The sequence below is a fragment of the Vreelandella andesensis genome, from assembly GCF_003989795.1.
GTDB classification, from domain to species: domain Bacteria; phylum Pseudomonadota; class Gammaproteobacteria; order Pseudomonadales; family Halomonadaceae; genus Vreelandella; species Vreelandella andesensis.
Genome location: NZ_RZHG01000003.1, coordinates 21,980 through 41,357, shown reverse-complemented (window position 1 = coordinate 41,357; position 19,378 = coordinate 21,980). Strand labels below are relative to the sequence as shown.

Genomic DNA, 19,378 nt, shown 5'->3' with positions numbered 1-19,378 from the left:
CGTTTCAAAGGAATTTACTATGAGTGCTCAAATGCCCGACGTAACTTATAAGACGAACCCGGACATTGGTCAGCCCTACACGCGTAACGATAAAGCGTGTCACGACCTTAGTATTCGTGTTCGTGATCTCAACTTGTGGTATGGAAAAACACAAGCGTTAAAAGATCTAAATATTGATCTTTTTCAGAAAAATGTTACTGCGTTGATTGGCCCTTCAGGCTGCGGTAAATCAACCTTTTTGCGCTGCTTAAACCGCATGAATGACCTGATCCCCAGTGTTCATACAGAAGGTTTGGTGGAAATCGACGGCCGTGATGTTAATGCCGCCAAAATGGATGAAGTGGCCCTGCGCCGTCGTGTTGGTATGGTCTTTCAAAAGCCAAATCCTTTTCCGAAATCGATTTACGAAAATGTTGCTTATGCACCGCGTATGCATGACTTAGTAAGTCGCAAGGCCGAGCAGGACGAGCTTGTTGAAAAAGCACTGCGTGATGCAGGTCTTTGGAACGAAGTGAAAGATAAGCTACAAGAGCCAGGCACCTCATTGTCCGGTGGTCAGCAGCAGCGTTTGTGCATTGCCCGCGCCATTGCGGTGCAGCCGGACGTGATTTTAATGGATGAACCTACTTCAGCATTGGATCCGATCTCAACAGCGACGATCGAAGATCTAATGGATAAGCTGAAAGAGCAGTTCACCATTATCACTGTGACGCATAATATGCAGCAGGCGGCACGTATAGCGGACTACACGGCATTTTTCCACCTAGGGGAAATTATTGAGTACAACGATACTAAGGTGATGTTTTCAACGCCTGCGCAGAAGAAAACCGAAGACTATATCTCCGGTCGCTACGGTTAACCAAGCACTGCCTGCAGGCTAGCACGCGCTATTCTGCAGGTATTTTTTTTGCTTTAAATATATGATTTTTCGCATGTTAGCGTTAAGGTTTTTTGCACTGACTAGTGTTTGCACTGACTAGTGTTTGCACTGACTAGTGTTTGCACTGACTATTGAGAGGGAGTTTCCATGGCACTTCGTATTGGTATTAACGGATTTGGGCGTATTGGTCGGCTGGCGCTGCGCAGTCTATGGGCTGAGGTTGAAGCAGGGGCCGTTGAACTTGTGCGTATTAACGACCCTGGCGGCGATGCAGCAACGTTCGCTCACCTGCTTGAGTTTGACTCAGTACACGGCCACTGGTCGCCCGGCAAAGGAATTACCGCTTCTAATGACGCAATTGTTTTGGACGGTAAATCAGTCGCGTTTAGCGCCAACAAAGCGATTGCTGATAGTGACTGGTCAGGTTGTGACGTGGTCATCGAGTGCTCGGGTAAAATGAAAGACACCGCCAAGCTTCAAGCATTTCTTGATCAGGGCGTTGCCCGCGTGGTGGTCAGTGCGCCGTTGAAAGAAGCCAGTGTGCTGAACGTGGTGGTGGGCGTTAATGACCATCTTTACGATCCTGCTCAGCATAAAATCGTCACCGCTGCCAGTTGCACCACTAACTGCTTGGCGCCAGTGGTTAAAGTGATCCAAGAAACCTTCGGTATTCGCCACGGGTCAATGACCACGGTACACGACATTACTAACACTCAAACAATTCTGGATGCGCCGCATAAAGACCTGCGTCGTGCCCGTGCTTGCGGTATGAGTTTGATTCCGACAACGACGGGCTCTGCGAAAGCGATCACCGCAATTTTCCCTGAGCTGGAAGGTAAGCTGAATGGTCACGCCATTCGCGTGCCGCTGGCCAACGCATCGCTCACCGATATGGTGTTTGAACTTGAGCGTGATGTCACGGTGGAAGAGGTTAATCAAGCGCTGAAGGCAGCCGCAGAGGGAGAACTTGCCGGTATTTTAGGCTATGAAGAGCGCCCGCTGGTCTCTATTGATTATCGCACCGACCCCCGCAGTTCGATTATTGACGCGCTCTCCACCATGGTGATTAACGGTACCCAGCTTAAGCTTTACGCGTGGTATGACAACGAGTGGGGCTACGCCAACCGTACGGCCGAACTGGCGCTGATGGTGGGTAGTGCGCAGGTGAACCGTGGCTGATTCGCCGTTGTTGAAAATGCAGGCCCGAGTAAAGGCGTTACCTTTCGAGGTGCGCCAGTACATGCTCATCACCGGTAACTATTGGGCGTTTACCATTACCGATGGCGCGCTGCGAATGCTGGTGGTGATGTATTTCCACCAGCTAGGTTATTCGCCGCTGCAAATCGCCATGCTGTTTCTGTTCTACGAAGCTTTTGGCGTGGTAACGAACCTGGTCGGTGGCTGGCTCGGCGCGCGGCTAGGCTTAAACCGCACGATGAATGTGGGATTAGGGCTGCAGATTATAGCGCTTGCGATGCTGATGGTGCCTGCGGGCATGCTCACGGTAGTTTGGGTAATGGCGGCTCAGGCGTTGTCTGGGATTGCCAAAGACTTAAATAAAATGAGCGCTAAAAGTGCGGTCAAAGTACTGGTGCCCAAAGACAGTGCTAACGCCAATAGCTCGCTTTACCGTTGGGTAGCGATGCTTACCGGCTCTAAAAATGCACTAAAGGGCCTGGGTTTTTTCATTGGTGGGGTACTGCTGACGCTGATTGGTTTCCGTGGTGCGGTGATTGTCATGGCGGTAATGCTCGGCGCAGTGTTACTGGTCTCATTATGGCGTCTAAAAGCAGATCTTGGGCGCCAGAAAGTAAAGCCCAAGTTTTCGGAGATTTTCTCCAAATCTCGTGCCATCAACGTGCTTTCGGCGGCGCGCTTTTGCCTGTTCGCGTCAAGGGATGTCTGGTTTGTAGTGGCATTGCCGGTGTTTTTATATGATCAGCACGGCTGGACCCACTGGACGGTAGGGGGGTTGCTGGCAGCGTGGATTATTGGCTACGGCGGTGTGCAAACCCAGGCACCTAAGCTGACTCGGTTAATTAAAGGGGATGCCCGTGCGCTAACCGCTGGCTGGGCGGCGGCGCTGGCGGTGCTGGCAGTTCTGTTAGCGATGCTGCCCTTAGCCCAAGTAGGCTGGTTAGTCGTCGGGTTGCTCGCCTTCGGGGTGCTGTTTGCGATTAATTCCAGCTGGCACAGTTACCTGATTGTTCATTATGCCCGTGCCGATGGCGTCTCTATGGACGTCGGTTTTTACTATATGGCTAACGCCATGGGACGTTTGGTGGGAACATTGCTGTCAGGCTGGTTGTACATGGCATACGGGCTGAGCGCCTGTCTTTGGGTATCGGCAGCCTTAGTGGCAGCCAGTTCAGCGATGGCATTGGCGCTGCCTAGACAAACCGCATGACTCTTTCGTCCAGGTTTGGTTTAACGCTCACGTTAGGCAGTGCTCAAACCCTCGCTTGGGCCTCTAGTTATTATCTACCCGCCATTCTTGCCGTGCCGATGGCGCGTGAATTGGGGCTTTCAACCAACTGGATATTTGGCGCGTTTTCCGCTGCCTTGCTACTTACTGCGGCACTTGGGCCTAGCGTTGGCCGTTGGATCGACAGGCAGGGCGGACGAGGCGTGTTGATGGCCTCAAATGGCGTCATGGCCCTGGGACTTGGCATGATGGCCATGTCTCAGGGCATACGCTCGCTGATGCTTGCCTGGCTGGTGACGGGGATTGGAATGGCGATGGGGTTATACGATGCCGCGTTTGCCACCTTGGGTCGGTTACTGGGCCGTCAAGCCAGGGCATCGATTACTGGCGTCACATTGGTCGCTGGGTTTGCCAGTACGATTGGCTGGCCGCTTACTGCTTGGTTAGAAAACGAAGGAGGCTGGCGAGTTGCCTGTGCTAGCTGGGCAGTGGCGCATTTGTTGATCGGCATTCCTTTGAATTTTCGCCTGCCTAAAGCGGCCAGTATTGCCGACGTTAATGAGGCTGATCAACGTGCACCGATGCCTGGTCGTCCTCGCTTAACCATGTTGCTGTTAGCCTATGTGTTTGCTGCTGGGTGGTTTGTTTCTACGGCCATGGCGGCGCACCTTCCCAGACTTCTACAAGAGAGCGGTGCGTCACTCTCCGTCGCGGTTGCTGCGGCTGCGCTGGTTGGGCCTGCGCAAGTGGCAGCCCGCATGGGTGAATTTATCTTGCTAAGGCATTGTCATCCGCTGGTGGCAGCGCGTGTGGCAACAACGCTACACCCCTTAGGCGCGGCATTATTTACGGCAGTTGGTATGCCCGCTGCCGGTTTTGCGTTACTACATGGCGCGGGCAATGGCATGATGACCATTGCTTCCGGCACATTGCCACTGGCGTTATTTGGCCCCAAGGGATTCGGCCAACGACAAGGGCTGATTATTGCCCCCGCGCGTGCTTCACAAGCACTCGCGCCGTTACTGTTTGGCCTGCTAATTGAACAAAGTGGTGCTAGTGCGCTGTGGCTGACGGCTCTGTTAATGCTAGGGGCGACGCTAGTGCTACTGTTTGTTCGCGTTCCACGTGGGCAAGGGGTGTAGTGTCGACCATTGCTCAATGTTGATGGTTAGATTTGGCAGATAATTCTAAGTTTTTGATCACAGCGAATGACTCTTTTATACATTGACCCACTTGATCGGCTGGTGCTCTTCTTGCCAGTCTTTTTTTGATGGGTTAACGGCTAATATTTTGATCTGCCAAGTGACGGTTTTACCTGCTAACGGGTGGTTCCCATCGAGGATAGCGCCTCGTTCAGTTAGCGCTACCACTTTTAATGAAAATTTCCCTTGTTGGCCGCCTGGTGTCAATGTCATGCCGACGTGAATCGCTTTGCCAGCTGGCAGGTTCTCACGCACTGCTTCAAAAACAAGTTCAGGGCGATGATGGCCGTAAGCCTGCTCGGGTGTGAGCGTCACGTTAAGCTCGTCCCCTTCTTGATGTCCTGATATTGCGGTCTCTAGCGCCGCGATCATCTGTCCAGCACCGTGTATATAGCGTAGCGGGGTTTCCGGTGTGGATGCGGCAAGCGTATCGCCGTTGGCATCGGTTAGCGTATATGCAGCGATAACTTCGCAGTGCGGGTGTATGGAATTCATGGTTACACAGGTCTCAGCGTCGATTTGCTTGATAATGTCATAAATCTGCCAAGCCACCAGTTAAGGTTGACTGAGTTGTCGGATATGACTCGCTATTGCCACGCCTTGATATTGGAACCAGGTGGCTTCATGGCTGCATTGTTATCGCTGTTTTGGCAGCGCGAGCAAAGGCTCATGTGGTCAGCGCTGACACCTGCCTCCTGAAGGCGTTTACGCATCTCGGCAAGGACGGGGGAGCTTTCAAAAGATGAGCCACAGCTGCGACAAATTAGCTGTTCTTTGGGGGCGTCGCTGGTTTCAAATGTATGCACTTGCGCCATTGATAGATCGCTGTCGAGTGTTTCTTTTGCAAGGGACGTGTTAGCAATAGATGTGTTAGCAATGGACTGAGCGGTATATGGCGCCAAGATATTCAGATCATTTGTTAACTGAGACTGGATCAGCTCAACCAATAGGCGCCAAGGTTGAGTAACGGTATCGCCAGAAGCAGCAACCACTTTACGTCGAATACCCTCAAGCGCAGGCAGGCTAAAGTCGCGTAGCATGGCCGCCGCATCACTAATGGCCGTTACGTTGTGTGCATTGTGCTGCTCAGATTCGGCAATTTCGCTAAACACCCAGGCAAGCCATTGCAGGTTAAGCGATAGATGGTCAGGGAGTTCACGAAAGTGACTATCTCGCTCCAACCCATACTTCCGATAAAGCATTTCCATTGCTTGTACACTTCGCGCCATTAAGCTGCCGTCCAGGTAGGCACCAAGATTTAAGGGTGCCGGAGCAGGCGGCGCAAGAAAAAGCTTACTGTAACCGAGCAGTAGCTGCTGGGTACCTGTCAAGGCGTTAAAAGCATGCTCAAGAGCGTCAATCTGCCCAGCTTCAAGCGTAGGCAGCACATTTGAGAGCTGTCGCAAATCCTCGATAAGTGGGCCTTGCATCTCAGCGAGTGTGATATTGGCAAAATGGCATTGAGTCGCGCGAGCCATGCACAGAGCAAACTCTGCATGGGGTATCAAGTCAGGAAAGGTTGTTGATTTCATTATAGTAAAGGCAGCTTATTAAAAATAAGCTGCCTCTTCTCCCGTGTTTATTGCGATGAACGATTTATGCCGTGGCTTCTATGGGTTTTCGCGGCGTTGTGTGATCAATCATTTGGCTTGGCATATCACCTAAATTTAAAAACTTTTCACCTAGCAGGTAAATCACAAAGCACAACGCAAAGCCGATAAAGGTCAATGACCACTCCGTTGCAGAGGGCGTGTAACTAATGAGATCAGGTATCCATGTGCCCTTGAAAAGCGGGACTACCTGACCACCCACCACAAAGTAGAGCCGTTCTGCAAACATAGCGACTGTCACTAGCAATGCAGCAACTACTTGTATACCCATGCTGTTACGTAGTTTGCTAAGCAAGATAACAAAAGGCAGCAAAAGACCAATCAGCAATGCGGCAATGTATACACCTGACTTAAATAAGTAATCGGTCCATACAACGTTAATTTCAGGATTATTGCTATATAAGCCGGTGATGGCTCGGACGGCGATGAGCAAAAGCGTAACCCCCACGCATGCTGCAAATAATTTGGGAAGCGGACCTGTTAAAAGTGCCTGCAGTGGAGCGGGCATACGTGTCTGTTTGAAGGCATAAGCTAAGTACGTTAGAAGCACCAATATTGCGACAGCGGTGGTGATACCGGTGACATAGAAGTAAACGGGCATAAGCGGATCAAACCAAAAAGGACGCATGCTCATCATGCCAAAGATGAGCGCTAGGTTACCGCTAGCCAGTAGAACACCAACAAACGACGCAATACCTACCTGTTTTGCTGTTTTACTATCCCAGTGGCCACCTTGAAGTTTGCTGAACTTCCATAGCAAAAACAGTAAGTCGAGTGCGTAGAAAGCCCCCATCCAGAACATGGCGGATTGCACCTGCAGGTTTGCAGGTATGACCCACAACATACGGAACACGTGGCCAAGCTCTAGTGCTAGTACGATCATTCCTGATATGAGCAGTGCAAAGGCTAGGAATACGCAACGTTTCGCGATCGGGTAATACTGCTTAAAACCGAATACTAACGGTAAAGATGCAATTAGCCCCAGACCAGATGATCCGAGTGCAAAAAAAACATAAGTAGCAATGGGTTGGCCCCAGGGTAGAGCAGAGCTTGTATTGAATGATGTATGGCCATTCGCGATGATTTGAGAAAATGCATAACCCAAGCTAATCAGTAGCACTGCCATTGCAACGACTAAAAGCCCCCATCCTAGTGGGCCTTGGAGGGCATTTTTGTGTTGTTGTGTGGTCATGCGTCATTCTCCCTGTCTGCAGGTGTAAAGGCAGGTACGCCCGCGCCAGCGCCCAGGTAATAGACCTGCGGTTTATTACCGGTATGATCTTTAAGGCGCACACCGTGCTTGTCACCAATTAGCTGGTTAACGTGGCTTTCCGGATTATCAAGATCGCCAAAATAACGCGCTTTAGGTGCGCAGGTGCGCACGCAAGCAGGAACGTATTCTTTAACGTCAGGATTGTCTTCGTCGAGATCCGCGGTTCCTTCAGGCGCGTTTTTTACCTTGTGGTAGCAGAAAGTACATTTGGACACTACGCCTTTTGGCTGGATTCCAATCCCACGGCGCCAGTCTTCATCAGGACTCTGGTAGGGAGGACTCCATAACTGGGCGTTTTCACCCGGAAAAACGTCGCGGATATCTGGTTCAATCAGTGGTTTTTCATCAGCATAAAAGCGCACGCCGTAGGGGCAGGCAATCATGCAGTATTTGCAACCAATGCATTTGTTCCAGTCAACAAAGACAATGCCGCCTGCATCAGGATCTTTATAGGTCGCGCGAGTTGGACAGACATGTACGCAAGAGGGGTTTTCACACTGCATACATGGCCGCGGTAACCATTTCATTTGGCCGCTCGGATATTCGCCAGCGTTGTAAAAGAGAACGTCCTGCCAGGTTTCTCCTGGTAGCGTATTGTTCTCCATCGAGCACGCGGTGGTACATGCTTGGCAGCCAGTACACTTATCCAGGTCGATGACCATTCCCCACTTTGCCATAGTCGTTCTCCTCTCAATCTATTCGGTCAGGGTTATTGGTATCAGGCGCGCTCAAGCGTTACCTTGCCGGTGTAATAGCTTGCCAGGCCGGAGATGGGATCTGACTGGTTGGTGGTGATTTCGCTGGAATTGCCAGGGCCTCGGTTTTTAGCCCAACGCCCTTGCGCCCAATGGCCATACTCAAAGGGAAGTACCAAAGTGTCCGGTCGGTGCGCGGCCACAAAGCGGCATTCGGCCTCGATGCTGCCGATGTCGGAAGTAACGCGTACACGGTCACCGTTACGGATGCCGCGATCTTTTGCGGTTTGTGGGTGGACTTCTAAATAAACCGTATTGCGGCCACCCACAATGGGCTGGTGAACCATCATTTGCTGGGGAATATTGGCACCACGCCCTTCAGCGTGTAGCGGTGTTTTGGGCGTAATAAAATGCAGGTCGCCATCACCGCCGCTGTATCTCGGCTCAACCCACTGAACCAATCCAACACGCTCACTTGGGATGCCCATTTCACGCTCAATATAAGCCGCGTGTTGTTCCAGGTAGCCTGAGCGCACTTCAAACTTGCCGGATGGCGTTTTGAAGAGGTGTTCTTGTACCTCCGCTTCACTTAACTGGCGGCTATAGCGTTGGCCATCCCATTCATAGAATTCGCCACGGATCTGGCGCCACTTATAAGGTTTCTTGTACCACACGCCTTTCTCTTTCCAACTCTCAAAGCTATCAACGCCGTTGTCACCAGGATCGTCTGCAAAGCCGGCGGCCAGGTGACGAACCACATTTTCAATACTCCCCAGCGCGTGATAATAATCTGCCGTAGGGCCCTCGATACGTTTACCCAGCTCGATAATGACGTCGCCGTACATTTTCGTATCGTGAATCGGCTCAACGGCAGGAACGCGCAGCGCCGCCATCGGCCAGCCTTCAAAGGGATAAGTGGGAATGTCTTGCAGACGTTCCAGGTAGGTACTGTCTGGAAGCACAATATCGGCGTACATAGCGGTTTCACCCGGGAAGGGTGATGTGTCGATAATAAAAACGTCTTTGAGTGCTTCTTCCCATACCTTTGGATTCGGTGCCGACCAGATAGGATTGGTGTAGAAGAACATCGCCGTGTCGATTTTATAGGGGTCGCCTGCGAGGTGGTTGGGCGCAACCTCCTGCATCATGTTGTCCACCATGGGCCAGCGATCAGTGCCTTTCATGTCGATGCGTGGCTGTTCTTTCCATGCGCCGTTGCGGGCATAATCATCAAGGTAATTATTGGCGTCGGCAGGTAACGCGCCATAGGAAGGCCCTTGCTGATAACCCAGGCCGCCTTCAGCAAATAGTGAACCGACTAACGCATTCAAGCTATGAATCGCCATACCGTTGTAGGTGCCGTTGAAGTGACCGGTAGCGCCACGTTCAAACAGGGCGACGGCAGGACGCGTTGAGCCAAATTCAATCGCGGTTTTGCGTATGTCATTGGCACTGATGCCAGTAACTTCTTCTGCCCATTCGGGGGTGCGATCGATTAATTCTTCATTCCACCAGTCGGCAATGCCATGCACCCATTTTTCATTGAAGCTGGCAGCAGCAATACGCCGCCCGGGAATAAATCGCATATTAGGGTTTCTGAAATCTCCGACAAACTCGCGATCCCAAAGCCCTTCACTTAAAATGATATGGGCAACGGCTAAGGCAAACGCGCCGTCGGTGCCTGGTTTGATATAAAGCGCCCGATCTGATGCCGCCATGGTGGGGCTCATGCGTACATCGACGGTAGTAACGCGCGTCTTGGGGCTTTTACTACGCATTTCCCCCCACATTTGCATAACGTTGTTATAGGGGCGGAAAGCTTCAAGAAAGCTAGCCCCTACAATGAGCAAATAGTTGGTATTGCGGTAATCGTAGGAGTTATAAGACTTGTTGCCATCGGTTGCGTGCTTGGCTTTTTTAGATCCATCCGCACACATGGATGAGTGGCCGATGGCCGCATTGGGTGTGCCGTATAGCTTCCCAAAGTCACCTTGCATTCCAGCGTCAGAAGCGCCCCATCCACGACCATAAAACATCGAAAAACGATGTGACTCCCCTCTGCGGCGAAGGTCGTTCAAACGACCGGCGACAGTATCCAGTGCTTCATCCCAAGAGATCGGAACAAACCCAGGGTCTTCGTCGCGGCCTTTATTAGGGTTGGTGCGCTTCATCGGGCCTTTGAAGCGGTCAGGGTCGTAAAGAAAATAGCTGCCCAAATGTCCTTTGGGGCAGAGTTTGCCATTCGCGATAGGGTTACCGGTATCGCCATAAATGCCATGCACGCGGCCATTTGTGGTGTAAACGTCGATACCACATCGAGCAGGGCATTGTGCGCAAACGTTTTTGGTAATAGTGGTTTCGCCCCGCGGTGCTTGTGCTCGCGCTTCACTCACTGCGCTAAACCCCTTTAACCCGGTAATGCCTGTAGTGACGGCCCCGGCAGAAGCCCCAACGGCGGCTGATGATTGCAAAAACCGCCGCCGGTTTACCAGCGTTTCAAATAATTTCATGGAGTCTCCCTCAGGGTACGGCTCGCTGTATCAGTGCGAGTCTTATCGCAAAGCCACCAGTGCTTAAGGATAAGTAGCTGTTAGCGTGTAATCATTAATGGAAAAGATCATGGAAACTTTCCTGCATAAGCATGGCTTCACGTTGGCAAGCGGGGCAGGTCAGCATCGTGTTTTCATTGTTTGATGTGTTGCGTTGTTGAAATAGATGACCGCATGAGCGACAAGTCGGATGTTCAGATTGTCGAAGAGTCACGATGTTGCCATTGACGCTACTGGAGGCTGTTAGCGCTTTTTCTGGGCAGGCGGATACGCAGTGACCACAGCTGATACATTCCGGTGGATTAAAAACCAGTGCACCGTCATCCTCTGTCAAAGCCTGGGTTGGGCACACTTTTGAGCAAACGCCATGGGCAACACATGCGTCCGTATCGAGTAACACGTTTAAATAGGAAGGCGATGCGTGGGGGCCAAGTGTTTGTGCGGCGTTTGCTTGACGTTGCAAGCGTCGGGCTTTAGGCGCTGCATCATCAAAAGGGATGTTGGGCAAACTTGCTGTAGGCCTCCCAAGCAACAGGTCTCGACGACTTATCGCACTGCGCGGTGGTTGGTAGGGGCTTTGTGCGGCCACATTAGTGAGATGACATATTGCGTTTGCATTTTCCAGCCAGTCATCGTTCGGCTCGATGGGCGCTGCATCACAACCCCTGCAATTATCAGGAATATAGAGTGTCACAATTTCGGGAAGGGCGTTCGCGCCAAGCTCTGCTAAAACATCCTCACCAAGAGAACGCAGGCAGTGTATGTGATGCCCGCTGTTGTCTTGGTTCACGGCGCGATGGCAAGTTAAATCTAGCGTTTGATGTGCTTTTTGTTTAGATATCAGAGCGGTGGTTTCCGCACTAAAAATAGCCTCGGTAGGGCACGCAGGCACACATTGCGAGCAGCCGTGGCAGTTGTCGCTGATAGTAAGTGTGAGTTCGCCACTGTTCTCAATATCTTGAAAAACAATCGCGCTAACAGGACAGGCATTTGTACACTTATCGCATTCAAGCGGATGGGGCGGCGTTTTTAGGCAGCGAGACGGGAGCCAACCTAAGACAGCGACACCTGGGCCGATTCTAGTGAATTGCTTGAAGAGCGACATTTCTGAGTGTTTCATACGTACCGTTGGTCATCGATGAATAATATTTTTTTGTTATGGTTAATATATTCATATTCACTTTGGCATATGTCTAGATTTGCAGCCATCAACATTAGTCGAACTTAGCGCAGCAAAATATGGAAACTTGATTTGGATCAATTTTTGATTGTTACTCACATAAATTCTGAAGTTCGGTAGGAGCACAAAAATGGCGGTATTGGTCGAGGCAACGACGATTCTTGTTCGAGGTTCAGCGATAGATGAAAAGGTCGTAGGTGGATGGGAGACTTTTAAAGCGGCTTTGCCGTCGTGCGACGTCAGTTCAGATAATGAACTGGTAGGCATCAGCTTGATTGAACCCGCTGAGGTTCGTCAGTTAGCTGATAAACTAGCCGCGCTTGGGCTAGGGTTTACGTGGGATGGGCATTTTGAAGATATCGCTTTCGCGGACCAGAAACGTGGGCTCATCACGCAATGTGACTGGCTAGTATTCGAGACGGCTAATATCGGTATTGGTGGCACGCCACCAGAGGTGGCTATGTGCCGCTTGGTAAACAGTCAACGTCATGAATTACGAGTGCCTGAAGGGTGGCGATATCAAGGATCATTGACCGAGCAGTTTGGTAATTAAGTAAGGTGCAAAATAATAGTTTCGCGGTGCTCCACTAATCACTTTGCAATGCAACGTGTGAAAAATGTCATACGGATAGTGCGCTTAATTATGTACGTTTCAGAGTGCAGCTTCGCTGTTTGTCAATCCACAAGCAGGTGAGTATCCATACAATAACCGGCATATTCATTAACAAGCCGTAAAGTAGTGGCACCAAACCAATTTCTGGCTGTTTTAATATGTTAAAGGCCACCATCATTGCTACACCCGCGTTTTGCACACCTATTTCGACGGTGATAGCTCTTGCGCTAGCCTTAGGAAGGCGTAAGGAGCTTGCAACTATATGACCTAGCGTCATGCTCACTATGCAAAGTAGCAATACCGATAGCGTTTCAATGCTAAATAATGAAGGCAAACGTGGCGAAAAGCTGACAAAGAGCGCGATGATAACCCCAATCATGGCCGCGCCTGTTACTTTTCTTATTTTAGGTAGCAACCACTCTAGCAATGGGGTTCCTATTATTTGCCTTAGTAGCATGCCCGCCATTACAGGTACCAGCGTTACTAGTAGAAGTTTACCGACGGTTGGCCAGTAAGGGAGGTTTAGTTCTGGAGTGCTCAATCCTAGCATTTCCAAGTTCCAGCCCATGATCAGGGGTAGGGTAAAAGGAGCTAAAAAAGCGGCAATAGCTGTTAAGCTGACTGATAAAGCGAGATCCCCTTGAACTAGGTAGCTAAACATATTCGAGGTTGCTCCTCCTGGTACTAAAGACACTAAAAGCAACCCAGCCGCAGCCGAGGGAGAGAGGGGAAGTAAGGCCACAACGCCCCAGGCTAACAATGGTAAGGCAATAATTTGTAAACCCGTGCCAAGCCATAATCGACGTGGTTGACGCCATGTTTGAGAAAAGTCATTTTTCGTAAGGCTAAGTCCCATAGCTGCCATCACGCTGGCTAGCACCCATGGAAGTACTATTTGTGACAACCCTTCAGGAGACATTCTGAATCCTTATAAGCATTTTTAATATAAGAGCATGAGCCAGAGGATAACCTGCGTGTTAAAAGCCTTTTTAGTAATCTTCAGTCAAAGTAAGCAAAATTAATGCTGAGCATTTTAGTTAAAATAAACGATCAGAAGAATTGGAAAGTAACATTTCGCCATAAAAAGGGCATGTCACCGACACACGTCAAATATTCTAAAGTAGATCGGTGCGGTGTATGAGAAAAAATCCATCTAGATTTTAGCACTATGTGCGCAGCTGCAGCATACCGCGGTAGGGCCTGTTTTGTTGGTTGTTATTTCTACGAGAATGGTTTCAGCGATTATATTCATTGACAAAAATGTTATATGTCCATAATCTTAGACATATGGACTCATTAAACGCAATAGAAAGCTTTGCTGCGCTTTCACAGGAAACTCGCCTGAAGGCATTCCGGCTGCTGGTTCAACATGAGCCAGAAGGACTTCCGGCAGGCGAGATCGCTAAGCAGCTAAACGTGCCGCATAACACAATGTCTGCGCATTTGTCTGTGCTGTCTCAGGCAGGGTTGGTGGTTTCTAGGCGCCACAGCCGTTCGATTATCTATCGAGCCAACATGAGCCACATGCAGGTGATGATTCAGTTCTTGGTACATGACTGTTGTTTTGGCCATCCTGATGTTTGCGAGCCAATCGCATCCTCCTTGAGCAACTGCTCACCGTTAGTGAATGAGTCATGAGTTGGCCAAGCCGCTTTTGATCTATCACAGCCCTAATGTAGAAAATCACGCTAATGCTGGCGATTAACGTAAGCTAATTTGAAGTGGAGTAGTGGTATGAGTACGAAGCAGGTTTCACAAGCCCCAAGTGCCACAGAGGGTATGGGGCTGTTTGAGCGTTTCCTCTCTTTATGGGTAGCATTGGCTATCGTTGCGGGAATCCTACTGGGTCAGTTCGCGCCCGCTGTTCCCGAAACCCTTTCACGCTTCGAATACGCACAGGTATCGATACCTGTCGCTATACTAATTTGGGCGATGATCTTCCCGATGATGGTTCAAGTCGACTTCACTTCTCTTTTGGGGGTGCGCCGACAGCCCAAAGGTTTGGTGATTACAACGGTGGTTAATTGGTTGATCAAACCCTTCACCATGTTTGCGATTGCTTGGTTTTTCCTGATGGTGGTGTTTGAGCCGTTCATCCCGGCTGATAAGGCCAGCGAATACCTAGCGGGCGCGATCCTGTTGGGCGCAGCGCCCTGTACGGCGATGGTGTTTGTATGGAGCTATCTTACCCGCGGCGATGCTGCCTACACGCTGGTGCAGGTTGCCTTGAATGACCTGATTATGCTGTTTGCCTTCGCGCCCATCGTAGTCTTTCTGCTTGGTGTATCGAATATCCAGGTGCCTTGGGACACCGTTATCTTGTCCGTCGTGCTGTATATCGTGATTCCTTTAGGTGCTGGTTACCTAACGCGTCAGGCGGTCATTAAACGGCGCGGTATTGAATGGTTCGATAATGTCTTTATGAAGCGCCTAGCGCCAGTGACGCCTATCGGTTTGATTATCACCTTGGTACTGCTGTTTGCTTTTCAAGGAGACGTGATCATCGCCAATCCGTTGCACATTTTGCTAATTGCGATTCCGCTGATCATCCAAACCTTCCTTATCTTTTTTATCGCGTATGGCTGGGCCAAAGCATGGAAGGTACCGCATAACATCGCCGCGCCAGCTGGCATGATCGGTGCCAGCAACTTCTTTGAACTGGCGGTAGCTGTGGCGATCGCACTGTTCGGACTTCAATCCGGTGCGGCCCTGGCAACCGTAGTGGGTGTATTAGTTGAAGTGCCGATCATGCTGGCCTTAGTGCGCATCGCCAATAAAACGCGCCATTATTTCCCTGAGGCTGAAGAGGTGAAAACCTGATCAAAGAAGTGCACGGGTAACCCTTGCCTGTGCCTATAAATACGCGTGCACAACAGTCGTAAGGAGTAACTCATGTTCAAACATATCCTCGTTGCCGTCGATTTTTCTCCCGCATGGCCTTTGCTCAGGCAGCGTCTTGAAAAGCTGACTGCCTGGGGCACTAACCGCGTCACACTAATGTATGTCCTTAGTACGCGATATCCAGCCAGTCCTGAGGAAACCCATCGCGCCCACTATGAAGCTAAGTTGGCTGATCTAACCAGTGAACTGGCTACTCCGGCGTTGAGTATCGAGAGTCAGGTTCGCTCCGGTGAGCCGGGTGCCGTGATTGCTGAAGCGGCGCAAGAGCTGAACGCTGACTTGGTATTAATGGGCTGTCGTGGATATAGCCGTTGGCATGAGTTTTTCTTGGGTAGTACCGCACTGGATGCTGCCCGCCTTACACAGCGTCCTCTGTGGCTAGAACCGATTGCCGAAGATCAGGGCAGCCGAGATTTTCGGCTGATGATGTTAGCAACAGACGGCTCCCAAGCGGTTACAGGGGCCGAAGAAATGGCGGGCAAGCTCGCTGCGTACTTCCAACGCACCCTCGCGGTGACTGCCGCCTGTGCTTCTGAAGGATGTGACCGTGAGATTGAAGATGCTCAGCGCCACCTGAACACTCTCGCCGAACAAATAGAGGGGTTAGAAACGAGAATTCTTGATGGCGATCCGCGCAATGTGATTACCGCTGAAGCGGATCGGGAAGCTGCCGATTTAGTGGTCATTGGGAAGCGGGGGCGCAATCGGATTCATGAGTTTTTGCTCGGCAGTACCGCCGAGAACATTGCGCGTGATGCCCATTGTCCCGTACTGGTCGTACCGAGCAAGCCTGAATCATAAGCCGTCGAGCCACCGCCATTTCTTACTATTCAGATTTTAATAGGCGATATTAGTATGACCACGATAACGGTTTATGACCCACCCATGTGTTGCGCAACCGGCGTTTGCGGCGCCGACGTCGATCAACAGCTAATAACGTTTGCCGCTGATTTGGATTGGCTGAAGAGCCAGGGCGTGACGGTGCGGCTCATCCAACACGAAAAGCTCCTGCTGCTAAGGGTGACGTAAATGTTCAAAAATCTGCCTAAATTCGTCTTCTTTACCGGAAAGGGGGGCGTCGGTAAAACCTCATTGGCATGTGCTACCTCCGTTAATCTCGCTGACGATGGAAAGCGGGTTTTACTGGTCAGTACCGATCCCGCCTCGAACGTTGGTCAGGTGTTCGACATCAAGATAGGCAATCACATCACGTTAATCGCCGATGTGCCTAACCTGGAGGCACTGGAAATAGATCCAGAGGCAGCCGCAGAAGAGTACCGCGAAAGGATCATCGGGCCGATACGCAATACTCTGCCTGAAAAAGCGCTCGCCAGTATTCAAGAACAGTTGTCAGGCGCTTGTACCACGGAAATTGCGGCGTTTGATGAGTTTACGGCGTTGTTGACCGATCAAGCGCTAATCGAGCGCTACGACCACATCATTTTCGACACGGCACCGACCGGCCACACCATCCGGCTGCTCAAGTTACCTGGCGCCTGGAGCGGATTTTTGGAATCCGGTGGTGATGCCTCATGTCTTGGGCCACTAGCTGGGCTGGAAAAGCAACGTGAGCGTTATGTTACAGCGGTGGAAAGTCTCTCGAATGCTGACTTGACGCGACTAATCCTCGTTACTAGGCCACGTACTAGCTCATTATCCGAGGCGGCGAGAACGTACCGCGAATTGGCCGATATTGGCATCCAAAATCAGCATTTAGCGATTAACGGTGTAATGCCGGAGGATGCACTGGTCGATCCGCTTGCCGACAGTATGATTGGTCGAGAAGTAGACGCTATCAATGGAATCAGTACGGCGCTTGCGAGCTTACCGCAAACGCGTTTTTATCTGCGCCCTGAAAACCTGGTAGGACTGGATGCCCTGCGGCGGATGAATCAGCCGGTTGAAACCCTGCGCTCCGACGCACCCAGGCGCGCCCTGGACAATCTGCCACCCTTGTCCCGCCTGGTTGACGACATTGAGGCCGACGGTAAAGGCCTAGTGATGACCATGGGCAAGGGCGGCGTGGGCAAAACCACCATTGCAGCGGCCGTTGCCGTGGAACTGGCTGCCCGTGGCCACGAGGTATTGCTGACCACCACCGACCCGGCCGCGCATCTGACCGAAACCCTGGCGGGCGATATCGACAACTTAGAGGTTAGTCGCATTGACCCCGAAGTGGAAACGCAGGTTTATCGCGATCACATTATGGCGACCCGTGGTGCCAGCCTTGATGCACAGGGCCGCAAGATGCTGGAAGAGGACTTACGTTCGCCTTGTACAGAGGAGATTGCCGTATTCCAGGCCTTTTCAAGAGTAATTCGTGCAGCCGGACGCAAATTTGTGGTGATGGATACGGCGCCTACCGGCCATACGCTGTTGCTACTTGATGCAACGGGTTCCTACCACCGGGATATTTTGCGCCATGCGAGCGAAACAAGTGCACGTATGGTCACACCAATGATGCGGCTGCAAGACCCGTCGCAGACGAAGGTGCTTATTGTAACGTTGCCGGAAACCACCCCGGTGCTAGAAGCGGCGCGGTTACAGGAAGACCTCAAGAGAGCGGAGATTACGCCCTACGCTTGGGTAGTCAACGCTAGTCTTGCTGCTACCGAAACGACACACCCGCTCCTTGTTGCTCGGGCCGCGACGGAGGCTTCGGAGATTACGCGTGTGCAAGAAGCGCTTAGCCTCCGTTATGCCGTTGTACCTATGCTGGCGGAGGATCCTGTGGGTGCAAACAAGCTGCGAGCGCTTGTGGCGGGTTAGCTGCTCGGGTAGCACCCACCTGTTTGCGAGTAGTGACTCGACTCAAGAGGGGGCTTGGATCGCTAGACCGTTCATGACGACACTGGCTGTTGACCGCTGAATTCAACGGTCACAGCACTTTCAACGGTCATAGCACTTTAAACGGTCATAGCACTTATGTGGGCATTGGGTAGTCGTAAGCGGCGTGCCGCTTGTTGGCCCAATGCCATGCTCAATATACTCGGCTGCACCGTCTGGATTTCGATGCAGGTCAGTGGCGGAAAGCTACTAGCACTGCTCTTTAATGGGGCAGTTTGCTGCGTAGACTCTGGATTCTTGTTGCAGCACACAATGGCGTATTTCAAAACAGTCATGCAGCATCGTGGTGGCTTTTTCCAGTAGGGCATCGTGGTTGTGTAGGTTATCGTCGATCACTAGGTGAGCGGTAAGTGCATTGTCTGACGTACTCATTGCCCAAACGTGCAGATCGTGGACGCCAACCACGCCGGGAAGCCCCAACAGAGTTTGATGTATTGCTTCTGTATCAATGCCATCTGGCACTCCATCGAACAATAAGTGCAGCGATCGGCGCAACAAAGACCAGGTGCCTACCACAATAACGAGCGCGATCAGCAAGCTGACGACGGGGTCAATCCAGCTCCAGCCCTGCCAAAGATAAAGACCACCAGCCACTACTACGCCCACCGATACCAGTGCATCAGCAGCCATGTGAAGAAACGCACCGCGAATATTTAGGTCATGCTTACTCCCCGCAAGAAATAGCCAGGCCGTCACAGCATTAATGACCACCCCGATTCCCGCAACTACCATGACTGTCCCTGCATCTATGGTGGTAGGCAGTTGCAGTCGCTGCACGGCTTCCCAGGCTAATGTTCCCATCGCCACCAGAAGGATGATGGCGTTGGTGAAGCTAGCTAGGATCGAGCCTCTCTTCCACCCATAAGTGTGGCGGGCATTTGAAGGAAGGCGAGCGGCACCAAAGGCCGCCCATGCCAGCATCAGTCCCCCTACATCACTCAGGTTGTGGCCAGCATCGGCTAGTAGCGCTAGGGAACCAGTCTTCCAGCCATAGAAAGCTTCAATAAGCACAAAGCCCACGTTAAGTGCTATGCCGATGACAAACGCCTTACCGAAACTGATTGGGTTGTGTTCGTGGGAATCCGTCATGCCTGTAACTCAGCGACCAGACCACCATTGTGAACCACATTAAATCTGCATCGGGGCATAGGTATCCCACTTTCCTCACTGACCAGCAGTTCACTCATATCAAATCGTTCCTCG

The 19,378-nt window shown here is 51.3% G+C and carries 18 protein-coding genes; 10 read left to right on the top strand and 8 right to left on the bottom strand.

Annotated elements, in window-relative coordinates; translation table 11 throughout:
* The first annotated feature begins 19 nt into the window (after positions 1–19).
* The 4 genes from pstB to ELY33_RS01475 all read left to right on the top strand — a co-directional run bounded on the left by pstB (position 20) and on the right by ELY33_RS01475 (position 4,447).
* Positions 20–859 (top strand): phosphate ABC transporter ATP-binding protein PstB, encoded by an 840-nt coding sequence (gene pstB / locus ELY33_RS01490; protein ID WP_126942889.1) that lies wholly within the window; start codon positions 20–22, stop codon positions 857–859.
* Between the two features lie 168 nt (positions 860–1,027).
* Complete coding sequence (locus ELY33_RS01485) at positions 1,028–2,059, top strand: ArsJ-associated glyceraldehyde-3-phosphate dehydrogenase (protein ID WP_126942886.1); 1,032 nt, start codon at positions 1,028–1,030, stop codon at positions 2,057–2,059.
* A gap of 16 nt (positions 2,060–2,075) precedes the next feature.
* Entirely contained in the window at positions 2,076–3,287 is a 1,212-nt protein-coding gene (arsJ, locus tag ELY33_RS01480; RefSeq protein WP_126943314.1) for an organoarsenical effux MFS transporter ArsJ, read from the top strand.
* Positions 3,284–4,447, top strand: a complete 1,164-nt coding sequence (locus tag ELY33_RS01475) for an MFS transporter (RefSeq protein ID WP_126942883.1) — start codon at positions 3,284–3,286, stop codon at positions 4,445–4,447. Before arsJ ends, ELY33_RS01475 begins: the two co-directional genes overlap by 4 nt.
* Before the next feature lie 75 nt (positions 4,448–4,522).
* On the opposite strand, the gene ELY33_RS01470 is transcribed toward ELY33_RS01475, so the two are convergent.
* The 6 genes from ELY33_RS01470 to ELY33_RS01445 all read right to left on the bottom strand — a co-directional run bounded on the left by ELY33_RS01470 (position 4,523) and on the right by ELY33_RS01445 (position 11,754).
* A complete protein-coding gene (locus ELY33_RS01470; protein ID WP_126942880.1) occupies positions 4,523–5,002 on the bottom strand; it encodes an FKBP-type peptidyl-prolyl cis-trans isomerase in 480 nt (159 codons plus the stop codon).
* A gap of 92 nt (positions 5,003–5,094) precedes the next feature.
* Positions 5,095–6,039, bottom strand: coding sequence for a molecular chaperone TorD family protein (locus ELY33_RS01465; protein WP_126942877.1), 945 nt, complete (start codon positions 6,037–6,039; stop codon positions 5,095–5,097).
* Between the two features lie 64 nt (positions 6,040–6,103).
* Positions 6,104–7,309, bottom strand: coding sequence for an NrfD/PsrC family molybdoenzyme membrane anchor subunit (gene nrfD, locus ELY33_RS01460; RefSeq protein ID WP_126942874.1), 1,206 nt, complete (start codon positions 7,307–7,309; stop codon positions 6,104–6,106).
* A complete protein-coding gene (locus tag ELY33_RS01455) occupies positions 7,306–8,067 on the bottom strand; it encodes a 4Fe-4S dicluster domain-containing protein (protein WP_208644182.1) in 762 nt (253 codons plus the stop codon). Before ELY33_RS01455 ends, nrfD begins: the two co-directional genes overlap by 4 nt.
* Before the next feature lie 41 nt (positions 8,068–8,108).
* Positions 8,109–10,595, bottom strand: coding sequence for a molybdopterin-dependent oxidoreductase (locus ELY33_RS01450; RefSeq protein WP_126942871.1), 2,487 nt, complete (start codon positions 10,593–10,595; stop codon positions 8,109–8,111).
* A 94-nt stretch (positions 10,596–10,689) separates the two neighbouring features.
* Entirely contained in the window at positions 10,690–11,754 is a 1,065-nt protein-coding gene (locus tag ELY33_RS01445) for a 4Fe-4S binding protein (RefSeq protein WP_126942868.1), read from the bottom strand.
* A 190-nt stretch (positions 11,755–11,944) separates the two neighbouring features.
* On the opposite strand from ELY33_RS01445, the gene ELY33_RS01440 reads away from it, so the two are divergent.
* Positions 11,945–12,367, top strand: coding sequence for a hypothetical protein (locus ELY33_RS01440; protein ID WP_126942865.1), 423 nt, complete (start codon positions 11,945–11,947; stop codon positions 12,365–12,367).
* An 88-nt stretch (positions 12,368–12,455) separates the two neighbouring features.
* On the opposite strand, the gene ELY33_RS01435 is transcribed toward ELY33_RS01440, so the two are convergent.
* Positions 12,456–13,346: a bile acid:sodium symporter family protein gene (locus tag ELY33_RS01435; RefSeq protein WP_126942862.1), complete on the bottom strand. Its 891-nt coding sequence runs from the start codon at positions 13,344–13,346 to the stop codon at positions 12,456–12,458.
* Between the two features lie 368 nt (positions 13,347–13,714).
* Between ELY33_RS01435 and ELY33_RS01430 the strand changes: the two genes are divergently transcribed.
* The 5 genes from ELY33_RS01430 to arsA all read left to right on the top strand — a co-directional run bounded on the left by ELY33_RS01430 (position 13,715) and on the right by arsA (position 18,097).
* The gene (locus ELY33_RS01430; RefSeq protein ID WP_126942859.1) at positions 13,715–14,065 is read left to right on the top strand and encodes an ArsR/SmtB family transcription factor; all 351 of its coding nucleotides are present in this window, start codon (positions 13,715–13,717) and stop codon (positions 14,063–14,065) included.
* Between the two features lie 96 nt (positions 14,066–14,161).
* On the top strand, positions 14,162–15,247 hold the full coding sequence (gene arsB, locus ELY33_RS01425) for an ACR3 family arsenite efflux transporter (RefSeq protein ID WP_126942856.1): 1,086 nt from the start codon (positions 14,162–14,164) through the stop codon (positions 15,245–15,247).
* 72 nt (positions 15,248–15,319) lie between these two features.
* The gene (locus tag ELY33_RS01420; RefSeq protein ID WP_126942853.1) at positions 15,320–16,129 is read left to right on the top strand and encodes a universal stress protein; all 810 of its coding nucleotides are present in this window, start codon (positions 15,320–15,322) and stop codon (positions 16,127–16,129) included.
* A gap of 54 nt (positions 16,130–16,183) precedes the next feature.
* The gene (locus tag ELY33_RS01415) at positions 16,184–16,357 is read left to right on the top strand and encodes an arsenic metallochaperone ArsD family protein (protein ID WP_126942850.1); all 174 of its coding nucleotides are present in this window, start codon (positions 16,184–16,186) and stop codon (positions 16,355–16,357) included.
* Positions 16,358–18,097, top strand: coding sequence for an arsenical pump-driving ATPase (gene arsA / locus ELY33_RS01410; protein WP_126942847.1), 1,740 nt, complete (start codon positions 16,358–16,360; stop codon positions 18,095–18,097).
* 267 nt (positions 18,098–18,364) lie between these two features.
* Here the strand turns inward: arsA and ELY33_RS01405 are convergent, their stop codons facing one another.
* A complete protein-coding gene (locus ELY33_RS01405) occupies positions 18,365–19,264 on the bottom strand; it encodes a cation diffusion facilitator family transporter (protein ID WP_126942844.1) in 900 nt (299 codons plus the stop codon).
* Between the last annotated feature and the right edge of the window lie 114 nt (positions 19,265–19,378).

Bases quoted from the DNA above. Each gene is read 5' to 3' on its own strand.
- ELY33_RS01455 (WP_208644182.1), bottom strand. From the start codon at position 8,067: ATGGCAAAGTGGGGAATGGTCATCGACCTGGATAAGTGTACTGGCTGC.
- arsA (WP_126942847.1), top strand. From the start codon at position 16,358: ATGTTCAAAAATCTGCCTAAATTCGTCTTCTTTACCGGAAAGGGGGGC.
- ELY33_RS01420 (WP_126942853.1), top strand. From the start codon at position 15,320: ATGTTCAAACATATCCTCGTTGCCGTCGATTTTTCTCCCGCATGGCCT.
- ELY33_RS01475 (WP_126942883.1), top strand. From the start codon at position 3,284: ATGACTCTTTCGTCCAGGTTTGGTTTAACGCTCACGTTAGGCAGTGCT.
- ELY33_RS01405 (WP_126942844.1), bottom strand. From the start codon at position 19,264: ATGACGGATTCCCACGAACACAACCCAATCAGTTTCGGTAAGGCGTTT.
- ELY33_RS01415 (WP_126942850.1), top strand. From the start codon at position 16,184: ATGACCACGATAACGGTTTATGACCCACCCATGTGTTGCGCAACCGGC.
- arsJ (WP_126943314.1), top strand. From the start codon at position 2,076: ATGCAGGCCCGAGTAAAGGCGTTACCTTTCGAGGTGCGCCAGTACATG.
- arsB (WP_126942856.1), top strand. From the start codon at position 14,162: ATGAGTACGAAGCAGGTTTCACAAGCCCCAAGTGCCACAGAGGGTATG.
- ELY33_RS01445 (WP_126942868.1), bottom strand. From the start codon at position 11,754: ATGAAACACTCAGAAATGTCGCTCTTCAAGCAATTCACTAGAATCGGC.
- ELY33_RS01465 (WP_126942877.1), bottom strand. From the start codon at position 6,039: ATGAAATCAACAACCTTTCCTGACTTGATACCCCATGCAGAGTTTGCT.
- pstB (WP_126942889.1), top strand. From the start codon at position 20: ATGAGTGCTCAAATGCCCGACGTAACTTATAAGACGAACCCGGACATT.
- ELY33_RS01435 (WP_126942862.1), bottom strand. From the start codon at position 13,346: ATGTCTCCTGAAGGGTTGTCACAAATAGTACTTCCATGGGTGCTAGCC.
- nrfD (WP_126942874.1), bottom strand. From the start codon at position 7,309: ATGACCACACAACAACACAAAAATGCCCTCCAAGGCCCACTAGGATGG.
- ELY33_RS01485 (WP_126942886.1), top strand. From the start codon at position 1,028: ATGGCACTTCGTATTGGTATTAACGGATTTGGGCGTATTGGTCGGCTG.
- ELY33_RS01430 (WP_126942859.1), top strand. From the start codon at position 13,715: ATGGACTCATTAAACGCAATAGAAAGCTTTGCTGCGCTTTCACAGGAA.
- ELY33_RS01440 (WP_126942865.1), top strand. From the start codon at position 11,945: ATGGCGGTATTGGTCGAGGCAACGACGATTCTTGTTCGAGGTTCAGCG.
- ELY33_RS01470 (WP_126942880.1), bottom strand. From the start codon at position 5,002: ATGAATTCCATACACCCGCACTGCGAAGTTATCGCTGCATATACGCTA.
- ELY33_RS01450 (WP_126942871.1), bottom strand. From the start codon at position 10,595: ATGAAATTATTTGAAACGCTGGTAAACCGGCGGCGGTTTTTGCAATCA.